General features: G+C 61.7%; 19 protein-coding genes and 1 tRNA gene. 10 read left to right on the forward strand and 10 right to left on the reverse strand.

Annotation, left to right across the window (positions count from 1 at the left end; genetic code table 11):
- Window positions 1-60: 60 nt before the first annotated feature.
- Entirely contained in the window at window positions 61-1,218 is a 1,158-nt protein-coding gene (locus LB577_RS03945) for a D-alanyl-D-alanine carboxypeptidase family protein (protein WP_224685631.1), read from the reverse strand.
- A gap of 114 nt (window positions 1,219-1,332) precedes the next feature.
- Window positions 1,333-2,562 carry a septal ring lytic transglycosylase RlpA family protein gene (locus LB577_RS03950; RefSeq protein WP_224685632.1) on the reverse strand — a complete coding sequence of 410 codons (1,230 nt, stop codon included), beginning with the start codon at window positions 2,560-2,562 and terminating at the stop codon, window positions 1,333-1,335.
- Window positions 2,563-2,838: 276 nt separating this feature from the next.
- Here LB577_RS03950 and LB577_RS03955 point away from each other — a divergent pair, with 276 nt between their 5' ends.
- The gene (locus LB577_RS03955; RefSeq protein WP_023769414.1) at window positions 2,839-2,997 is read left to right on the forward strand and encodes a hypothetical protein; all 159 of its coding nucleotides are present in this window, start codon (window positions 2,839-2,841) and stop codon (window positions 2,995-2,997) included.
- A gap of 134 nt (window positions 2,998-3,131) precedes the next feature.
- Here the strand turns inward: LB577_RS03955 and LB577_RS03960 are convergent, their stop codons facing one another.
- Together LB577_RS03960 and LB577_RS03965 are read right to left on the reverse strand one after the other, a co-directional pair.
- Window positions 3,132-3,392, reverse strand: coding sequence for a hypothetical protein (locus LB577_RS03960; RefSeq protein ID WP_224685633.1), 261 nt, complete (start codon window positions 3,390-3,392; stop codon window positions 3,132-3,134).
- Window positions 3,393-3,471: 79 nt separating this feature from the next.
- Window positions 3,472-3,732 carry a hypothetical protein gene (locus LB577_RS03965; protein WP_023769415.1) on the reverse strand — a complete coding sequence of 87 codons (261 nt, stop codon included), beginning with the start codon at window positions 3,730-3,732 and terminating at the stop codon, window positions 3,472-3,474.
- A gap of 394 nt (window positions 3,733-4,126) precedes the next feature.
- Between LB577_RS03965 and LB577_RS03970 the strand changes: the two genes are divergently transcribed.
- From LB577_RS03970 to LB577_RS03980, 3 genes are all read left to right on the forward strand, one after another.
- Window positions 4,127-4,216: transfer RNA gene (locus LB577_RS03970), tRNA-Ser, on the forward strand.
- A gap of 319 nt (window positions 4,217-4,535) precedes the next feature.
- Complete coding sequence (locus tag LB577_RS03975; protein WP_224685634.1) at window positions 4,536-4,985, forward strand: hypothetical protein; 450 nt, start codon at window positions 4,536-4,538, stop codon at window positions 4,983-4,985.
- Window positions 4,986-5,279: 294 nt separating this feature from the next.
- Complete coding sequence (locus tag LB577_RS03980) at window positions 5,280-5,819, forward strand: DnaJ domain-containing protein (protein ID WP_023767720.1); 540 nt, start codon at window positions 5,280-5,282, stop codon at window positions 5,817-5,819.
- A gap of 77 nt (window positions 5,820-5,896) precedes the next feature.
- Here LB577_RS03980 and LB577_RS03985 read toward each other — a convergent pair whose 3' ends face one another.
- Window positions 5,897-6,130, reverse strand: a complete 234-nt coding sequence (locus LB577_RS03985; protein WP_224685635.1) for a hypothetical protein — start codon at window positions 6,128-6,130, stop codon at window positions 5,897-5,899.
- Window positions 6,131-6,404: 274 nt separating this feature from the next.
- Between LB577_RS03985 and LB577_RS03990 the strand changes: the two genes are divergently transcribed.
- The 5 genes from LB577_RS03990 (at window position 6,405) to rimO (ending at window position 10,917) form a co-directional block, all read left to right on the forward strand.
- Window positions 6,405-7,334: a sterol desaturase family protein gene (locus tag LB577_RS03990; protein WP_224685636.1), complete on the forward strand. Its 930-nt coding sequence runs from the start codon at window positions 6,405-6,407 to the stop codon at window positions 7,332-7,334.
- Window positions 7,335-7,401: 67 nt separating this feature from the next.
- A complete protein-coding gene (locus LB577_RS03995; RefSeq protein ID WP_224685637.1) occupies window positions 7,402-8,100 on the forward strand; it encodes a DUF2161 domain-containing phosphodiesterase in 699 nt (232 codons plus the stop codon).
- 56 nt (window positions 8,101-8,156) lie between these two features.
- Window positions 8,157-8,564 (forward strand): DUF930 domain-containing protein, encoded by a 408-nt coding sequence (locus LB577_RS04000; protein WP_032927719.1) that lies wholly within the window; start codon window positions 8,157-8,159, stop codon window positions 8,562-8,564.
- A gap of 164 nt (window positions 8,565-8,728) precedes the next feature.
- The gene (locus LB577_RS04005; protein WP_013895598.1) at window positions 8,729-9,418 is read left to right on the forward strand and encodes a TerC family protein; all 690 of its coding nucleotides are present in this window, start codon (window positions 8,729-8,731) and stop codon (window positions 9,416-9,418) included.
- A gap of 185 nt (window positions 9,419-9,603) precedes the next feature.
- Window positions 9,604-10,917, forward strand: coding sequence for a 30S ribosomal protein S12 methylthiotransferase RimO (rimO, locus tag LB577_RS04010; RefSeq protein ID WP_023767715.1), 1,314 nt, complete (start codon window positions 9,604-9,606; stop codon window positions 10,915-10,917).
- Window positions 10,918-10,975: 58 nt separating this feature from the next.
- On the opposite strand, the gene LB577_RS04015 is transcribed toward rimO, so the two are convergent.
- Entirely contained in the window at window positions 10,976-11,569 is a 594-nt protein-coding gene (locus tag LB577_RS04015; protein ID WP_224685638.1) for a hypothetical protein, read from the reverse strand.
- 88 nt (window positions 11,570-11,657) lie between these two features.
- Here LB577_RS04015 and LB577_RS04020 point away from each other — a divergent pair, with 88 nt between their 5' ends.
- Window positions 11,658-12,764 (forward strand): acyltransferase family protein, encoded by a 1,107-nt coding sequence (locus LB577_RS04020; RefSeq protein ID WP_224685639.1) that lies wholly within the window; start codon window positions 11,658-11,660, stop codon window positions 12,762-12,764.
- A gap of 47 nt (window positions 12,765-12,811) precedes the next feature.
- Here the strand turns inward: LB577_RS04020 and LB577_RS04025 are convergent, their stop codons facing one another.
- The 4 genes from LB577_RS04025 to LB577_RS04040 are packed head-to-tail and all read right to left on the reverse strand — an operon-like array spanning window position 12,812 to window position 17,554.
- Complete coding sequence (locus LB577_RS04025; protein WP_023767712.1) at window positions 12,812-13,879, reverse strand: BMP family ABC transporter substrate-binding protein; 1,068 nt, start codon at window positions 13,877-13,879, stop codon at window positions 12,812-12,814.
- A 50-nt stretch (window positions 13,880-13,929) separates the two neighbouring features.
- Complete coding sequence (locus LB577_RS04030) at window positions 13,930-14,850, reverse strand: ABC transporter permease (protein ID WP_023777300.1); 921 nt, start codon at window positions 14,848-14,850, stop codon at window positions 13,930-13,932.
- Window positions 14,850-15,980 (reverse strand): ABC transporter permease, encoded by a 1,131-nt coding sequence (locus tag LB577_RS04035; protein ID WP_224685640.1) that lies wholly within the window; start codon window positions 15,978-15,980, stop codon window positions 14,850-14,852. The genes LB577_RS04030 and LB577_RS04035 overlap by 1 nt, the downstream gene beginning before the upstream one ends.
- Entirely contained in the window at window positions 15,977-17,554 is a 1,578-nt protein-coding gene (locus LB577_RS04040; RefSeq protein WP_224685641.1) for an ABC transporter ATP-binding protein, read from the reverse strand. The genes LB577_RS04035 and LB577_RS04040 overlap by 4 nt, the downstream gene beginning before the upstream one ends.
- Window positions 17,555-17,600 lie beyond the last annotated feature (46 nt).

Below are 17,600 nucleotides of genomic sequence, written 5' to 3' on the forward strand. Positions count from 1 at the left end.
TGGAGTGGATTGTTGCGCTCTAGATAGTCCGCGTTCGGGGAAACGTCCATGCTGTCGGTGCTATCGCAGCCAGCCGATCGCCAGTTCCTTGACGGCATCGAGCGCGCGCTGCGGCAAGGTGCCGACGCTGATCGACTCGGCGGCGAAAAGCGGTGTCTCCTGGCTCAGCGTGTCGCCGATCCAGACGCGCAGCGCGCCGACCGGCTGGCCTTCCTCCACGGGTGCGGCGACCGGGCCGTTATAGACGATCTTTGCCGTCAGCTTGTCGCGGTTGGTGATCGGCAGGAAGATGGCGATCGGCCCTTTCGCCTTCAGCGTCACGCCGGATTTCGCCCCGCCGAAAACCTGGGCCTCGCCGACCACCTCGTCCTTGGCGAAGATTTCGGTTTTCTCGAAGGAGCGAACGCCCCAGTCGAGCAGCTTGCGCGCCTCTTCGGCGCGTTCCTTGTCATTGGCCAGCCCGCTCAGGGCCGCGATCACCCGCGTGCCGTTGTGGCTGACCGAGCCCACGATGCCGAAGCCCGACGCCTCGCTCGCCCCGACGGCCAGGCCATCGGCGCCGATATCCATCGCCAGCAGCGGGTTGCGGTTCCTCTGCGAGATCTTGTTCCAGGTGAAATCCTTCAGGCTGTAGTAGCGATAGAAATCCGGGTAATCGCGCCACAGATGCAGGGCGAGTTGCGTCAGCTCGCGCACGCTCGTCTGCTGGCCATCGGCCGGCAGGCCGGTCGAATTGACGAAAGTCGATGTCTTGAGGCCGATCTGGCGGGCGCGTTCGGTCATCTGCGCGGCAAAATTGTCCTCGGACCCGGCCATGCCTTCGGCGATGACGATGCAGCCGTCATTCGCGGCCTGCACGGTCACCCCCTGGATCAAATCCTCCAGGCGGATGGACGATTTGAGTTTGGCAAACATCGTCGATGTTCCAGATGGGGCGCCGCCCTTGCGCCAGGCGTTCTCGCTCACCACGAAAGTGTCGTCGAGCTTGAGGCGTCCGAACTTGATGGCGTCGAACACCACCTCCATCGTCATCAGCTTGGCCATCGAGGCCGGCTGGATCGGCTTGTCGGCATCCTTCGAGAACAGCACCGTGCCGGTGTCGGCATCGATCATGAAGGCCTGTGCGGCCTTGGTCTCGAAAAGCTGTGCGTGGGCCGGAGAAAGCAGGAGGCCGAGAAGAAGGAACCCGGCAAAAGGCTGAAGCAAGCGAAACTGCATGAAATTCGACCCGTTGGCCGGTTCCTCCCGGCAAGCCCGTGAAACTATGGGGCTTTTTCCAAGGCGGATCAACTGTGACGGATCAACTGTTCAGCGGAAAACCGGCTCTCGCAATCAGTTGCGCACGGCCAGCGCATCAGGCGCGCCATGCGACCATGCCGCCTGCAGCATCTCGTCCAGGCCGCCATGGCCATTCGGATAGAGATTGACCGCATACCAGTCATTGCCGTCGAGATCGGAACGCTGGATCTCCGTTCGGCCAAAGGGTTGAAGTGCCGCCGCCACGCGTTTGGCTTCAGCTGCATCGTCGAACGTGCCGGCGGCGACATAATCGGAACTGGACGGTGATGCTTGCGGATTGGATTTCTTCCACGACCGCAGGATGTCGGCCGGCGACATGCCGCTGTCGTCCAGCGCGGCAAAGACATCGGCACGCTGGACGCGTTCATTTGCATAGGACAGCGAAGCCACGGCAAACGGCGATTGCGGCGGCAGGCTGATCTCCGGTCGCTCGGGCACGATCGGTCCGAAGTCGGGCAGCACCACGTCGCCGAACGCGGTCGCTTGCGCCGACAGGGCCGGCTGCGCCGCGAACGCCTCTCCGGAATTCGTCAGCTGGCCCGGAAACGGTGCGGCGGCGACACCCACCGGCAGGCTCGGCGACGGTCCGTTCATGGCCACCATGACACCGGTTGGCAAGCCGTCCGACGGATCCGGTATCCTGTTGCCTGGATGGTAGGATGCCATCAGATACTGGTCGTCGTCGCCATCGAGCGGCGCACGACCGACATATTCGACCTTCACCTTCGCGGTGCCCACCTTGGCATAGTCGAGCATCTGCGCCGCGCGCTCCGAGACATCGATGATGCGCCCCTCGTGATACGGTCCCCGGTCATTGACGCGCACGATGACGGAGCTGCCGGTTTCGATGTTGGTGACACGGGCGTAGCTCGGCAGCGGCATGGTCGGATGAGCAGCGGTCAGATGGGTCATGTCGTAGACTTCGCCATTGGCGGTCAGCCGACCATGAAAGGCGTCGCCATACCACGAGGCCAGGCCGACTTTGGCGTAGCGCTTGTCTTCCTTGGGATAGTACCACTTGCCGCGCACCTGGTAGGGCTTGCCGAGCTGGTCGCGACCGCCGCCGCGCCGCATGAAGGCGGCACGCGGGCTTGCCTTCACGCCATATTCGGTTTCGGCGAAATACTCCTTGGAGCGATGCCTGGGATTGACCATCCCCTTCGGCTCAGGCTGCGACGCGCAAGCAGCCAGCAAGGCGGCCGACGCGGCAAGCAGCGTGAGCGTGGAAGCGCGACGAAGACGCTGATGCGTCGTAGCCTGCATTTTTCCTGAAATCCCTTACAGTCTCACTCAAAACGCCGTCGTTTGAACATCTGAGGAGCCAAAGCACTCACTCGACAACACTAACGACGCCTTGAAACCCCGATCCTTTGTGCACAGGAATTGTTTATCACGGTATTAACCGATTGTGGCCGGAACCGGGCAAGATTGTGGCCTTCCCCTTGCTGTGCCTCGGACCGCCTCGGCATATTTTAGCATCTGCTTGAATTTCGTCTGAAGCAGGATCATGATGCAATGGGTCCAGAGGGGTAAGACGTCATGGAATTCGCAAGCTGTTATGAGCAGAGCGCAAGCATTTTTGCGTCGTCTGCCTTCCTGAACATGACGGCTATTTTCGTGATTTTGGCCGCGTTTGCCGCCGCACGGTTGATCGCCCTGTCAGGCACGGGATCTGTCGACCGGCTTCAGATCGCGTAAGGCCCGACGCATTTGGCCGGGAAAAGGGTGACCGCATGGGGCATGATGCTCTGGGCGGACTGAACAACGATGCCGTTGCGGCACGCCTTACTGCCTGACGTGGTAAAACCGATATCGTTGATCGAGCCGATGGCCTACTCCAAAGGCGGCTCTTCGCTAGGCGGCTCTTCGCTCGGCGGCGTCAAAACGGTGATATCCATTCTGGCGATCGTCGATGCGGCGCGCCCCTGGGCCCCAGGATCAGTATCGCCTGTTTCGGCGACCATGGCCTTGGCGCGATGTCCTACGCTATCTGCGCTTTTGCCCGGCGCAAATCCTTCGCCAGTTTCTGTCTTTGCGGGTTTCAGTAGGGTTTCCGGTGTTTGCCGATGCTGACTTCCAATCGCCGAGACCATGGATACCTCCGCTTGTGAGGCCCCTATTGTAGCTGGGTAAGCTTTAGCGAGCCTGACCATGGCACCCGCAAGGGACGGTTCAATAGATCTGCACGCCCAGGCGGTCGTTTCGTCTCCATCGGAGCGCCGCACGGTACCGGGCATCGTCCGCCGGCACGAGGAGGATGAAGCGTTCGGGAACAATGGCGCTCGGGTCGACCCTCAGCTCCGCGCCGTGAGCATGCTGGTTTCTGATCGAGCATTTTATGGTCGAACTCTCGGTGACTATCGTCCCTTCCTTCAGAACGGTCTGCCGAGCATGAAAGCGGCGCTCTTTTTGGGGTTGATTGGGATCGGTCATCTCGCTGCCACGACGAACGTCACACGCATGTACAGAACTCTCACCAGAACCGCATTTCAATCAGCATGTGCTAAAATAGTTCCGGAACACTTTATTCGATATGAAAGCCCACCAGATCTCTCGGCCTTGCCCTGCCTTGCCCGCTGTTCAGCCGTGTAAGACCGCGCCGGACAAGCGAACCGTCGTTCACGTTGAACATTCCGGTCGCGCTGAACATTTATGCCGACCAACTGCCGGTACAGCAGGAAGGCACCGCAGCGGTGGTTGACGCGGCCCTCAATGCAGCTTTACAGGAATGAACAGCGACCGGTCGGGAATGCCTTCGGTGCCAATCCGGTGCCAGCAGGCGAAAACCATCGGAAGCGCACTATCCAAGTGATTGAAAAATCACGACGGAGGGATGGCCGAGCGGTTTAAGGCACCGGTCTTGAAAACCGGCGTGGGCGCAAGTTCACCGTGGGTTCGAATCCCACTCCCTCCGCCAGATACCCATGCTTTTCGATCGAAGTTGATGCGCTAAGACGCTGGAAAAGCATGGTCTTGTCAAGCCGAGGCATCCATATTGATCGATTTCGACACTGGTTGATGCCGTTGAAAGCCGGGTATTATCCTTTCGAAAACCGGGGTATTTCGAAGGGTAGGAACGATGATTCCGTTCGGCCGCGATATCCTCGCCGACCTGAAAGCCACAATGATCTCGTGCAGGCCATGAGTGAGTGCTTGTTGTAGGTGAGCCGCACTCCACCACCCCATTTGCCCGCCTTCTGGTTTTGTGATTGATTTGTCATCAGGGAGGCCGGGGCATGGGTCTGTTCGATTGGCTCTTTGGCGGCGCAACGAAACCTCGAATAGGTCGCCCACATATATCCGACATCGCGGTCCCGATTGCTGGCGATGACGGCACGCCCGCCACCAAAAACCAGATCGACGCGATCGAACGCCTAATCTGTGAGCCGCCCCTTGGCAATCTTACCTACCGGCAGGCGGCGGCGATAATGTCGGCACGGTCCTACTCTAAGTTCGTCATGGATGAGGCCCTATCTAAGCCGGGCATCCGTCACCCAAGGCGGCCAGTCTATCTTGCATTACAGGCCAACTTGATCGCCTTCATTGTCCGCGATCCGCAGGCCCGGGCATATGTATGCGGGTGGAGCGACAAAAATTTTGAAAGCGGGGAGGAACGACCTCCACCCGAAAATACGCATTGGCAACAAGCAGTCGCGTTTATCGCACCGGTACTTGCCAAGTTGTAGGTCGTCGTAGACCGCTACGACGAGACCGGGACGCTTTCCTCGATACTCAGCCGCCCATCCGGTCCCCTGTGCTGATTCGGGAGCATTGAGACCGACGCATGAGCCAACGCTCGCGTCCAATCAGTGCTGGCCACCGTTCTCTTCACCAGGCGGTAGCCGGCTATCGACGTCGGACCAAAGTCTTGACAGCCGTAAACAAAGGTCTGACGTAACCGCTTTGGTTCCGCACTTGTCCATTGGACGTTATTTTATTTAGCCAATATGAATATATGATTGCGTTGAGGGAGCGCCGCTATGTTCATTGACTACTACGAAGTTCTCGAAGTCAGCCCAAACGCCAACTCCGAAACATTGGAACGGGTGTTTCGTTATTTTGCCATGCGTTACCACCCCGACAATCAGGCCACCGGCAATGAGGCACGCTTCAGCGAAATCGTAGAGGCCCACAACACGCTCAAGGACCCTGTCAAACGTGCGCAGTACGACATTCAGTACAAGGACCATGCGGGGCTCAGCCGGGAGTTGTCCGAGGAAGCCGGAAACACCAAGGGCATGGAGCGTGACGTCGTCATTCAAGCCAGGCTGCTCGCGCTCCTTTATGTAAAGCGCAGACAGGACGTCAACAATCCCGGCATTGGAGATGTCGAGCTCGAACGACTGTCAGGCTGTCCGCGAGAGCATCTCGAGTTTCATCTCTGGTATATGAAGGCAAAGGGTTGGATCGCGAGGATCGAGAACGGGACGATGGCGATCACCGTCGAAGGCATCGATCGCGCCAATTCCGAACACCGTCGTGACCCGACCACCAAACTCCTGGACCACACGGTCTCTTGAAGCTCGCGCTTGGCGCCGGCCGGGCGGCGTATCCGCGGCGATGAGGAGCGTTGCGGTGCGGCGACGGTCCGATTTGCTCAGTCGGATCTCTGGGTGCGCTCGGCGATGGCAAATGCCTGCAGGTTCCTCGCCTTGCCCATGTCCTGATCCGCATTTGCGATGATCGAAAAGAAGGCCGCCCTGGCGATATCCTTCTTCGAGGCGCCGGGATGCTCCTTCTTGGCAGCCTTGACGAGCTGCTTGGGAGACATGTCGGGCGTAACGACCCTCATGAGGGTGTCACCGATCGCACTCATTTCATTTGCGTCCATGATGGGCATCCCCTGCTGACTGCAATGCCACGATAGCAAGGACAACTCGCGGCCGCCAACATGGTTCTTGATCAACATGGGCCTTGAAACGAAAAACCCCGCCGGCAGGGACCGGTGGGGTTAGTCCTGGGAGGACGCGCGTAACGCTGCGTTCGTCGACCGCGCGTTCCCCATATATCGCCCGCGTGCGACACCAATGTGACACGCAGGCGGGAGCGGCTGCTCCATGCCCGGCATAACCGGGAGATCGGCATCAAGCCTTTGGAAAGGAGAGATGTGGTTCTCTCGCAAATCGCAAGCGCTGGAGGCGCTGCCGAAAGACAAGGCGATAGGCGGGCGAATGGACATCTTTGGCATCAAGACGCTGTTGATCTGCGCGCTGATCTTCATTCCGTTCGAACATCTGTTCGCCGAGCGGCCGCAGAAGATCTTCCGCAAGGGCCTTGGTGTCGATCTGCTCTATCTGATGTTCAACGCCTTCATCATCAAAATGGCCATGGTCATCATGGCGGCGGGTGTCCTCGGCGTCGCTGCAATCCTCATCCCGCAATCGCTACCGCAGGCCGTCAGTGGCCAGCCCATCTGGCTCCAGGTTGCCGAAATCATCCTGATCACCGATTTCGGCGTCTACTGGGCGCATCGGGCCTTTCACAAGATCCCGGCACTTTGGAAGTTCCACGCGGTTCACCACGGCATTGAGGAACTGGATTGGCTCGGGGCCTTCCACTCCCACCCGGTCGACGCAATCGTCACCAAGGCGATATCGCTGACGCCGATCCTTCTGCTTGGCTTCTCGGAAGGCGCGATCGCCGTCTTTTCGCTTATCTATCTCGGGCACACGATGCTTGTTCATTCGAACCTGCGGATTCCGTTCGGCCCCTTGAAGTGGCTGATCGCCGGCCCGCAGTTCCATCGCTGGCACCATGCCAACCAGCGCGAAGCCTATGACAAGAACTTCGCCGGGCAGTTGCCTTTGCTCGATGTGGTGTTCGGCACCTACAATGCCACCGGCGACAAGGTGCCCGACAAATACGGCGTCGACGATCCGATCCCGTCCACCTATTTCGGCCAGGTCGGCTATCCGTTCATGCCCCGCAAGAAACCATCGGATCGCGTGGCGCCAGGCCCCGAAGCCCGGCAGCCGACATCGACGGAGCACAGCCCGTTACCGCCGGTCTTGCCCGACATTGGCGGCATCGCCTGATTGCCTCGAGGCCAGGGCGCCTTTCCACGGGCAAGCATTTTGCGTCGAATCGGCTAAGTCTTGCGGCATGAACGAGACCTCACTCTATGCGCCGGTGAAGCGGTTCCTCGAAAGTCTCGACTTCGTCGTGAAAGGGGAAATCGGCGGCTGCGACATCGTCGCGCTGCGCGAGGGTGAACCGCCGGTCGTGGTCATCTGCGAGCTGAAGCTGCAGTTCAATCTGGAACTGGTGCTGCAAGGCGTCGACCGTGCGGCCGCCTGCGACGAAGTGTGGCTGGCGGCACGCATGTCGGCGCGCGGCAAGGGGCGCGAAAGCGACGCCAGGTTCCGCAATCTCTGCCGCCGGCTCGGCTTCGGCCTGCTCGGCGTGACCGCGAACGACCGGGTCGAGGTGCTGCTCAGCCCGGTCGCAATGGCGCCGCGCAAGAATGCGCGCAAACGGTCCCGGATCGTCGATGAGCACCAGCGCCGTCGCGGCGATCCGGTCGTGGGCGGCGGAACGCGCAATCCGATCATGACCGCCTACCGCCAGAGCGCCCTCACCTGCGCCGCCGCGATGATGGATGGACCCAAGCGGCCGCGCGACCTGAAGACCTTGACACCGATCGCGCCGAAGATTCTGCAGCACAATGTCTATGGTTGGTTCGCGCGTGTCGACCGCGGTCTCTACGGTCTCACCGATGCCGGCCGCGCTTCGCTGGTCCGTTGGCCGCAGGCTTCGCATGATGAAGTCCGACACGAGATTTTGATTGCGCCGACTCCCTGAAAGCGGGCGCTTGCCGAGCATGAAGCGCCCCGCTTGGTTGATTTGTCAGATAAAATATGCTGCTAGTCCCGCCCATGAATAGACCCTGCATGATGGCCATCGCGTCCCTGGCGCTGGCTTTTCCGGCCAGCGCGATGGACAACGCATTGCGTGCCGGACTGATGAAGCTCGATCCGCAAACCCGCCTCGAACAGCGCTGCGACGCCGAGGTCCTGGACCGGATCACGCATGACGATCGCAAGTTCAAGGCCGACCGTGTCGTTGCCTATGCCTTCGCGACGCCCGAGATGAGCGCCGACGCGATCAAGAGCTCGGGTGCGGCGTTCCGCAGCAAGGGACAATGGTACCGGCTGAAATTCAAATGCCAGACCGGGCCGGATCATATGGAAGTTCTCCAGCTCCGCTACCGGATCGGTGACGAAATTCCCGAGACCGACTGGGCGAAGTACAATCTCTACGACTAGCTCGTCCGCCGCCGATTGCTGACACCCCTGTAATGCCACGGCCACGAAAGTGGTTTCAAGCGTTGTCCATTGCTGCGTCTTGACGCCAGCGGACCATGCCTTTAGGCCCGTCTGGACAGTCGACGACGAACACTCGGCACGAACGAGCAAGGGCCTCCTGGTCGATGGAAATATTCACTGCCGCGGGCTTATCTGCTCTTCTCCAGGTCATCGCTATCGACCTTGCGCTCGCCGGCGACAACGCCATCGTCATCGGCCTCGCCGCGGCGGGCCTGCCCGCCAACCAACGCAAACAGGCCATTCTCGTCGGCATCGCGGCGGCCACGGTTCTGCGCATTTTTTTCGCCCTGATCACGCAATGGCTGCTGACCATCGGCCCCATTCTGCTCATCGCCGGCGGCCTGCTGCTGCTCTGGGTCTGCTGGAAGATGTGGCGGGAACTGCGCGTCAGCCACGAGCAGGAGCGCGACGCGACCGAGGCGCTGTCGAATGGCGACTTCGACAAGGACGGCGTCATTGGCGGCAAGGGACCGAGCAAGACCTTCTCGCAGGCCGCGTGGCAGATTGTCATCGCCGACGTTTCGATGTCGCTCGACAACGTTCTGGCCGTGGCCGGAGCGGCCATGAACCATCCGACGGTGCTGATCATCGGGCTGGCCTTGTCGATCGCGCTGATGGGCTTTGCCGCGTCGTTTGTCGCGCGCCTGCTGCACAAATACCGCTGGATCGCCTATATCGGCCTGGCGATCATCCTCTACGTCGCGGTGAAGATGCTGCTTGATGGCGCCGTGCAGCAATTCCCCGATCACTTCGCCTTCCTGGCGCCCTGGTTTGGACCGGGAGGCGGCCACTAACCGCTGCGAGAGCAGCCCTGCCCGCGACGTTTCGCAACGAACTGGCCTGTCGGCCGGTTTGCTTGATCAGGCAAGCCATGCTATTGCGCCGCGCGTATTGGCTTGTGCCAAGCGCCTCAGACCGACATCTATAGCGACTTGAGGCCGGACCCGTTTCGGCCCGTACCCCCATTGGAAACTTGCCTATGTCCGCCCCCCGCGTCAGTTTCGTCAGCCTTGGATGCCCGAAGGCCCTTGTGGACTCCGAGCGCATCATCACGCGGTTGCGCGCCGAGGGCTATGAGATCGCCCGCAAGCATGACGGCGCCGATCTTGTCGTCGTCAACACCTGCGGTTTCCTCGATTCCGCCCGCGACGAGTCGCTCAACGCCATCGGTTCCGCGCTGTCGGAAAACGGCAGGGTCATCGTCACCGGCTGCCTCGGCGCCGAGCCGGACGTGATCCGCGAAAAGCATCCCAACGTGCTGGCGATCACCGGGCCGCAGGCCTATGAGAGCGTCATGGCCGCCGTGCATGAGGCCGCTCCTCCTTCGCACGATCCCTATATCGACCTTTTGCCGCCGCAGGGCGTCAAGCTGACGCCGCGCCACTATGCCTATCTCAAGATTTCGGAAGGCTGCAACAACCGCTGCACCTTCTGCATCATTCCAGCTCTTCGCGGCGATCTCGTCTCGCGGCCCGCGGCCGACGTGCTGCGCGAGGCCGAGAAGCTGGCCAAGGCCGGCGTCAAGGAGCTGCTCGTCATCTCGCAGGACACCAGCGCCTACGGCATCGACATCAAGTACCAGACGTCGATGTTCGGCGATCGCGAAGTGCGAGCGAAATTCCTCGATTTGTCGCAGGAACTGGGCAAGCTCGGCATCTGGGTGCGCATGCACTACGTCTACCCCTACCCGCATGTCGCCGACGTCATCCCGCTGATGGCCGAGGGAAAAATCCTCCCCTATCTGGATATCCCGTTCCAGCATGCCTCGCCGCAGGTGCTGAAGAACATGCGCCGGCCCGCGCACGGCGAAAAGACGCTCGAGCGCATCCGCGGCTGGCGCGACGTGTGCCCCGATCTCGCCATCCGCTCGACCTTCATCGTCGGCTTCCCCGGTGAGACGGACGACGATTTCGAGATGCTGCTCGACTGGCTGGACGAGGCAAAAATCGACCGCGCCGGCTGCTTCAAATACGAGCCGGTCCGGGGCGCCCGCTCCAACGATCTCGGCCTCGAACAGGTGCCGCAGGAGATCAAGGAAGCGCGCTGGCATCGTTTCATGCAGCGCCAGCAGAAGATCTCGGCGACGCAGCTCGCCAAGAAAGTCGGCAAGCGCCTGCCGGTGCTGATCGACGAAGCGCACGGCACATCGGCAAAGGGCCGCACCAAATACGACGCGCCCGAGATCGACGGCTCGGTCCACATCCAGTCGCGCCGTCCGTTGCGCGCCGGCGACATCGTCACCGTCAAGATCGACCGTGCCGACGCCTACGATCTCTACGGTTCGGCGGTCTGACAGCCTCGATCTGCCGAAAGGGCGCCTTTACGGCGCCCTCGTTTTGGCAATGTTTTCGTCAGAGCTTCACGTCCTCGATTGCAGACAGGGACCGGTCGATGCCCTGGTTGAGGGTCTTGTCCAGCCGCGAGCCGGCGGACTGGCCTTCGATCACCGACAGCCTCGCGGCAAATCCCAGATGGTAATCCACGAACCACTCGGGCCGCGGCTCGGGCTCCGGAAACGGTCCCCACCACGGAGGCAGCTTCGGCAGCTTTGGCGGCGTCGGGCACCAATCATCGAGGTCGCTCAGCACCCCTTTCATGTCTTGCCCGCCGCGCTCGGCGATCCATGCGTGGCGCACGAATTCGTCGGCTATGGCGGCACCCAGCTCGTGAGGCGGGAGCGGCTGAGGATTGAGGGCGATTTGTGCAAGCCGCCCCTGTGGTCCGCGCGGAATGACGTCATAGATGGCTGGAATTCGCCTGCCAATAATGGCTAGGAGCTTTTTATTCAATTGCATAAGACTTTCTCCTGCTGACGTTCGTAACGCCGGCCAATTTTGTCCGGGTCGCAAGATGAGCATGTAAGTAAAAAGGCGAATGCGTCTGTGAAGGCGGTCACGGAACTGCGTAACAGACAATTGCTCCCGGTCGGATGCTTCTGCCGCCATTTACCAAATTTCGCGATGGTTCAGGCCTCTTAACCCGCTGAGCCGCGATCCGCACTATGGTCTCAGGACCATAAATGCGGGAATTCGGATGGATACCAGACCTGCCGGGCAGGATTACATCGCGACGCTGGACCTGCTCAGGCTGGCCGCGGCACTTGCCGTTGTGCTCTTCCACTATTTCTTTCGTGGCGCGGCCGCCGAAGGTGTACTTGCCGTAGGCTATCCCGATGCCGCGCCATTCGCCATCTACGGCTATCTCGGCGTCAATCTGTTCTTTCTGATCAGCGGCTTCGTCATCGCGTGGTCGGCGGAAACCCGCAGCTGGTACCAGTTTGCGATCGCCCGTTTCGTTCGCCTCTATCCAGGCTTCCTGTTTTGCATGACGATTACCTTCATCGTCATCGCTTCGGTCGGCGCACCGCTGTTTGCAACCTCTCTCAGGCAGTATGCCGCCAACGTGTCGATGTTCGCGCCGGCCCTCGGCCAGCCTTTCATGGACGGCGTCTACTGGTCGATCGTGCTTGAACTGGTTTTCTACGGATGGGTCACGCTGGCCCTGCTCACCGGCGTTTTTCAGAAGCGCAAGCTTGGGCTGATCTTCGTCTGGCTGGCGATATCGGCATTGAACGAATTCTTCGTCGGCAGTCACGCGGCAAGGCTGTTGTTCATCACCGAGTTCGGCCCGTTTTTCGCCGCTGGCGTGCTGGTCCACCATCTGCATGCACACGGCCGGTCTTGGCCGGCGTTGCTGCTGCTTGGCGCAGCGTTCCTGTTGTCCTGCGGCACGCTTTCGGTGACGCAGCACTGGATGCTGAACGAATATGGCCTCGCCGTTTCGCAGCGCCCTCTCTGGGCCGCCAATGTCGTCATGCATGGCGCGTTGATCGGCGCGGTCCTGCTGCGCAATCATGTCAGGCCGTCCGCTCTGACGATGGCGCTCGGCGGGCTGACCTACCCGCTCTACCTCCTGCACCAGAACATTGGCTATCTCGCCATCGATGCCGCCGCACCGTTGGTTGGCAAATGGCTCGCGGCGTTCGGTTGCATCGCGGTTCTGCTCGCCGCCTCCTGGGCGGTCTGGCGTTACTGGGAACGGCCCGCCCAACGGCTGCTCAAGACATGGCTTGGCCACGCAGTGGAAACCGTGCTGGCAAGATATCGGACGGCCCCCGGCCGAACCCAACCCGCCGAATGAAAAAGGGCGCCGCGCGGCGCCCTTTTCCGTTCGAGATCCGTGCAAGCTTACTGCGGCAGCTTGTCGTCGACACCCTTGACGTAGAAATTCATGCCGAGAAGCGTGCCGTCGTCGGCGACTTCGCCGTCCTTCAGCCATGCCGAGCCGTCCTGCTTGGCGATCGGTCCGGTGAAGGGGTTCCAGCCGCCGGCGATCTTCTTCTCGGTCGCCTCGGCCATCGCCTTCACGTCGTCGGGCATGTTGGTGTAGGGCGCAAGCTTCACCGCGCCGTCCTTGATGCCGAGCCAGACATTGTCCGGCTTCCAGGTGCCGTCGATGGCCGCCTGGACCCGGCTGATATAGTACGGACCCCATTCGTCGGTCAGCGAGGTCAGCTGCGCGTTCGGCGCGAACTTGATCATGTCGGAAGACTGGCCAAAGCCGTGCAGCTTGCGCTCCTCGGCCACCTGCAGGGCGGCGGTCGAATCGGTGTGCTGGACAATGATGTCGGCGCCCTGGTCGAACAGGGCCTTGGCGGCATCCGCTTCCTTGCCCGGATCGAACCACGAGTTCACCCAGACGATCTTGGCCTTGAAGTTCGGGTTGATCGACTGCGCGCCGAGCATGAAGGAGTTGATGCCCATCACCACTTCCGGGATCGGGAAGGAAACGATGTAGCCGGCGACGCCGGACTTCGATTCCTTGGCGGCGATCTGGCCGAGCACGTAGCGGCCTTCATAGAAGCGCGCATTGTAGATGCCGAGATTGTCAGCGGTCTTGTAGCCGGTGGCGTGCTCGAACATCACCTTCGGGAACTTCTTGGCGACCTTCACTTCGGCGTCCATGAAGCCGAAGGAGGTACCGAAGATCAGCTTGCAGCCTTCACGCGCCAGCCGCTCGAAGGCACGGTCGGCATCGGGGCCTTCGGAGACGTTTTCCAGATATGCGGTTTCGACCTTGTCGCCGAGCGCCTTCTCGACTTCGAGCCGGCCCTGATCATGCTGGTAGGAATAGCCGAAATCGCCGATCGGGCCGGTGTAGACCCAGCAGGCCTTCAACTTGTCGGCAGCCTCAGCTGACACCGCCAGCGACAAAGCCGCTGTCGTCGTCATCAGGGCAATAAGCAGTTTTTTCATTGTGTTACCTCTCTGTGTTAAGCCTTGGAGCTTCCTGTTTTTTATTATTGTCAACGATCCGGAACGAATGGCTGCCCCAGGGATGCCGGCGTGTTCATCATCGTCAGACGCTTGTTGCGCGAGATTAGAACGAGAACCACGACGGTTGCCAGATAGGGCAGAGAAGAAAGCATCTGCGAGGGCACTGGAATGCCAAAAGCCTGTGCATGAAGCTGGCCGATCCACACCGCGCCGAAGATGTAGGCGCCGGCCAGCACCCGCCACGGGCGCCATGACGCGAACACCACCAGCGCCAGCGCGATCCAGCCGCGGCCCGCGCTCATGTTCTCGACCCACTGCGGCGTGTAGACCAGCGACAGATGGCCGCCGGCGAGGCCGGCACAGGCGCCGCCGAAGATGACCGAGAGGTAGCGGTAGCGGATGACCTTGATGCCGAGCGCATGCGCAGAGGTGTGGCTGTCGCCGATCGAGCGCAGCGTCAGCCCGGTGCGGGTCTTGAACAGGAACCACATCACGGCGGCCGTCAGCGCGATCGAGATGTAGAAGATCGGGTCCTGGCCGAACAGCAGCCTGCCAACGATGGGTATGGAGCTGAGGCCGGGAATATCGAGATTGGGCAGCCTGACGCCGGGCTGGCCGACGAAGCTGGTCCCGATCATGCCGGAGAGGCCGAGGCCGAGCAGCGTCAGCGACAGGCCGGTCGCCACCTGGTTGGTGGCCAGCGACAGCGTCATGACGGCAAACAGCAGCGAAAACGCCGCCCCCATGGCGATCGCCGCCAAAAGGCCGATCCAGGGCGAGCCGGTCAGGTAGCCGGCGCCAAAGCCGCCGACCGCGCCCATGATCATCATGCCTTCGACGCCCAGATTGAGCACGCCGGAACGTTCGACCACCAGTTCGCCGATCGCCGCGATCAACAGCGGCGTCGCCGCCGTGGCGATGGTCAGGAGGATGTTGACGGTGATGTCCATCAGCGGGCTTCCTTCAACTTTGGCGCGGCCTCGAGCTTTGCAGGAGCTTCCTGTTTCGTCAGCGCCAGGCCGATCAGGCGGATGCGGTAATGGATGAGCGTGTCGCAGCCGAGCACGAAGAACAGCAGCATGCCCTGGAAGACGCGCGCCACCTTGTCGGAAATGCCGAGCGCGCTTTGCACCGCCTCGCCACCGAGATAGGTCAGCGCCAGCACCAGGCCGGCGGCGACGATGCCGAGCGGATTGAGCCGGCCAAGGAACGCCACGATGATGGCGGTGAAGCCGTAGCCGGGCGAAATCACCGGCTGCAATTGCCCGATCGCGCCGGAAACTTCCGAGATGCCGGCAAGACCTGCCAGCGCGCCCGACAGCAGGAAGGCGAAGAACACCATCCGGCTGAGGCCAAAGCCGGCGAAGCGCCCTGCCCTCGGGCTGGAGCCGAGCACGCGGACCTCGAAGCCTTTCAGCATGCGGCCCATCAGGAACCAGATCAGCACCGCGGCTACCAGCGCGAAGACGAAACCCCAATTGGCGCGTCCGGCGTCCGGCATCAGTTCCGGCAGAATGGCCGAGTCGCCGAACTGGATCGTCTGCGGAAAACCATGGCCCTGTGGATCGCGCCATGGGCCGCGCACCAGCCAGTCGAGGAAGAGTTGGGCGACATAGACCAGCATCAGGCTGGTCAGGATCTCGTTGGTGTTGAACCTGGTCTTCAAAAGCGCCGGGATCGCCGCATAGGCCGCGCCACCGACCATGCCGAGCAGAAGCATCAGCGGCAGCACCAGCGGCCCTTCGAATTGCGGAAACAGCACCGGAATGGCGGAGCCGAAGATGGCGCCGAAGACGAACTGGCCTTCGGCGCCGATGTTCCAGATGTTGGCCTTGTAGCAGACGGACAGGCCGACGCCGATCAGGATCAGCGGCGCCGCCTTGATCGCCAGCTCATGCAACTGCCAGACCTGGCTGATCGGCTCGATGAAATAGATGCGGAACGCGGTCAGCGGGTTGACGCCGAGCAGCGCGAACAGAACCGCGCCGGCAATGATGGTCAGCGCGAAGGCGATGAACGGCGAAAGTGCCGAAAACAGCGCCGAGCGCTGCGGGCGTTTGACGAGTTCGAGGCGCATCATGCCGTCTCCAGCGTGTGTTCGGCGTGGCCGGGCTCGGCACCGCCCATCAGCAAGCCGATCTTCTCGAAAGTTGCTTCGGCGATCGGCAGCGGCTTGGAAAGTTCGCCATTGTGCATGACCGCGATGGCATCCGATATCTCGAACAGCTCGTCGAGATCCTGGCTGATGACCAGCACCGCCGATCCGCTGCGCGACAGTTCGATCAGCGCCTGCCGGATGTGAGCGGCGGCACCGGCATCGACACCCCATGTCGGCTGGTTGACCACTATGACGCTGGGCCGGCGGTCGAGTTCGCGGCCGACGATGAACTTCTGCAGATTGCCGCCCGAAAGTGCCGCGGCTTCTGGATCCGGCGCGCTCTTGCGCACATCCATCGCTTCGATGATGCGTTGGGCGGCGGCGTAGACAGCAGCGCTCTTCACCATGCCGCCGGTGCCGACAAAGGCCTTGCCGTCGGTTGCATGGCGCGACAGCAGGAGGTTCTCCGAAAGTTTCATGCGCGGTGCCGCGCCATGGCCGAGGCGCTCTTCCGGCACGAAGGCGGCGCCCAGCAGCCGCCGCCCGGTGATGGTGAGGCCACCGGCATCCTTGCCGCGGATGCGCACCGAGGCAGAATCCTGTTGCAGGACTTCCCCGGAAACGGATTCAAAGAACTCGCCCTGGCCATTGCCGGCGACGCCCGCGATGCCGATCACCTCGCCGGCGCGGACATTCAAGCTGATGTTCTTGAGCGGAATGGAGAACGGCGTTGCCGGTTTGCGGGTGAGGTTGCGGATTTCGAGCAGCGGCTGCGCGGTGTCGATCCCCTCGACCGGTGCGCGCACCACGGCCTGCACCTCGTTGCCGACCATCATGCGGGCCAGCGATGACGCCGTCTCCTCGCGCGGGTTGCAGTGGCCGACCACCTTGCCGTGCCGCAGCACGGTAGCGCGGTCGCAGATGCGTTTGACCTCTTCCAGCCGGTGCGAAATGTAGAGGATCGATTTGCCTTCCGCGCGCAGCCGCTCCAGCGTCTCGAACAGCTTGTCGGCCTCCTGCGGCGTCAGCACCGAGGTCGGCTCGTCGAGGATGATGAGTTGCGGCGTCTGCAGCAGGCAGCGAATGATCTCGATGCGCTGGCGCTCGCCGACCGACAGGTCGCCGACCAGCGATTCAGGATCGAGCGGCAGGCCGTAGCTGTAGGAAAGCGCCCTCGCCTTGGCGGCGATGCTGCTGATCGGCGAGCCGTCATCCAGCGACAGCGCGATGTTCTCGGCCGCCGTCAGCGCCTCGAACAGCGAGAAATGCTGGAACACCATGCCGATGCCGAGCTTTTTGGCAGCACCCGGGCTGGTGATCCGGACCGCCTGGCCGTTCCAGAAAATCTCACCGGAATTGGGTTCCAGCGAGCCGAACAGCATCTTGACCAGCGTCGACTTGCCGGCCCCGTTCTCGCCGAGCAGCGCGTGGATTTCACCTCTGGCGATGTTGAGATCGATATGATCGCACGCCGTCAGTGTGCCGAATATCTTGGTCAGGCCACGAACCTCGAGCAGGTTCGCCCCATCATGATTTGCACTCACAGTGCCTCCCATCCGTATTGCCGGATATGTTCTGTGTTCCCGCAAGCATGGTAGGCGC

The sequence above is a fragment of the Mesorhizobium sp. B283B1A genome (genome assembly GCF_020165735.1).
Lineage (GTDB): Bacteria > Pseudomonadota > Alphaproteobacteria > Rhizobiales > Rhizobiaceae > Mesorhizobium > Mesorhizobium opportunistum.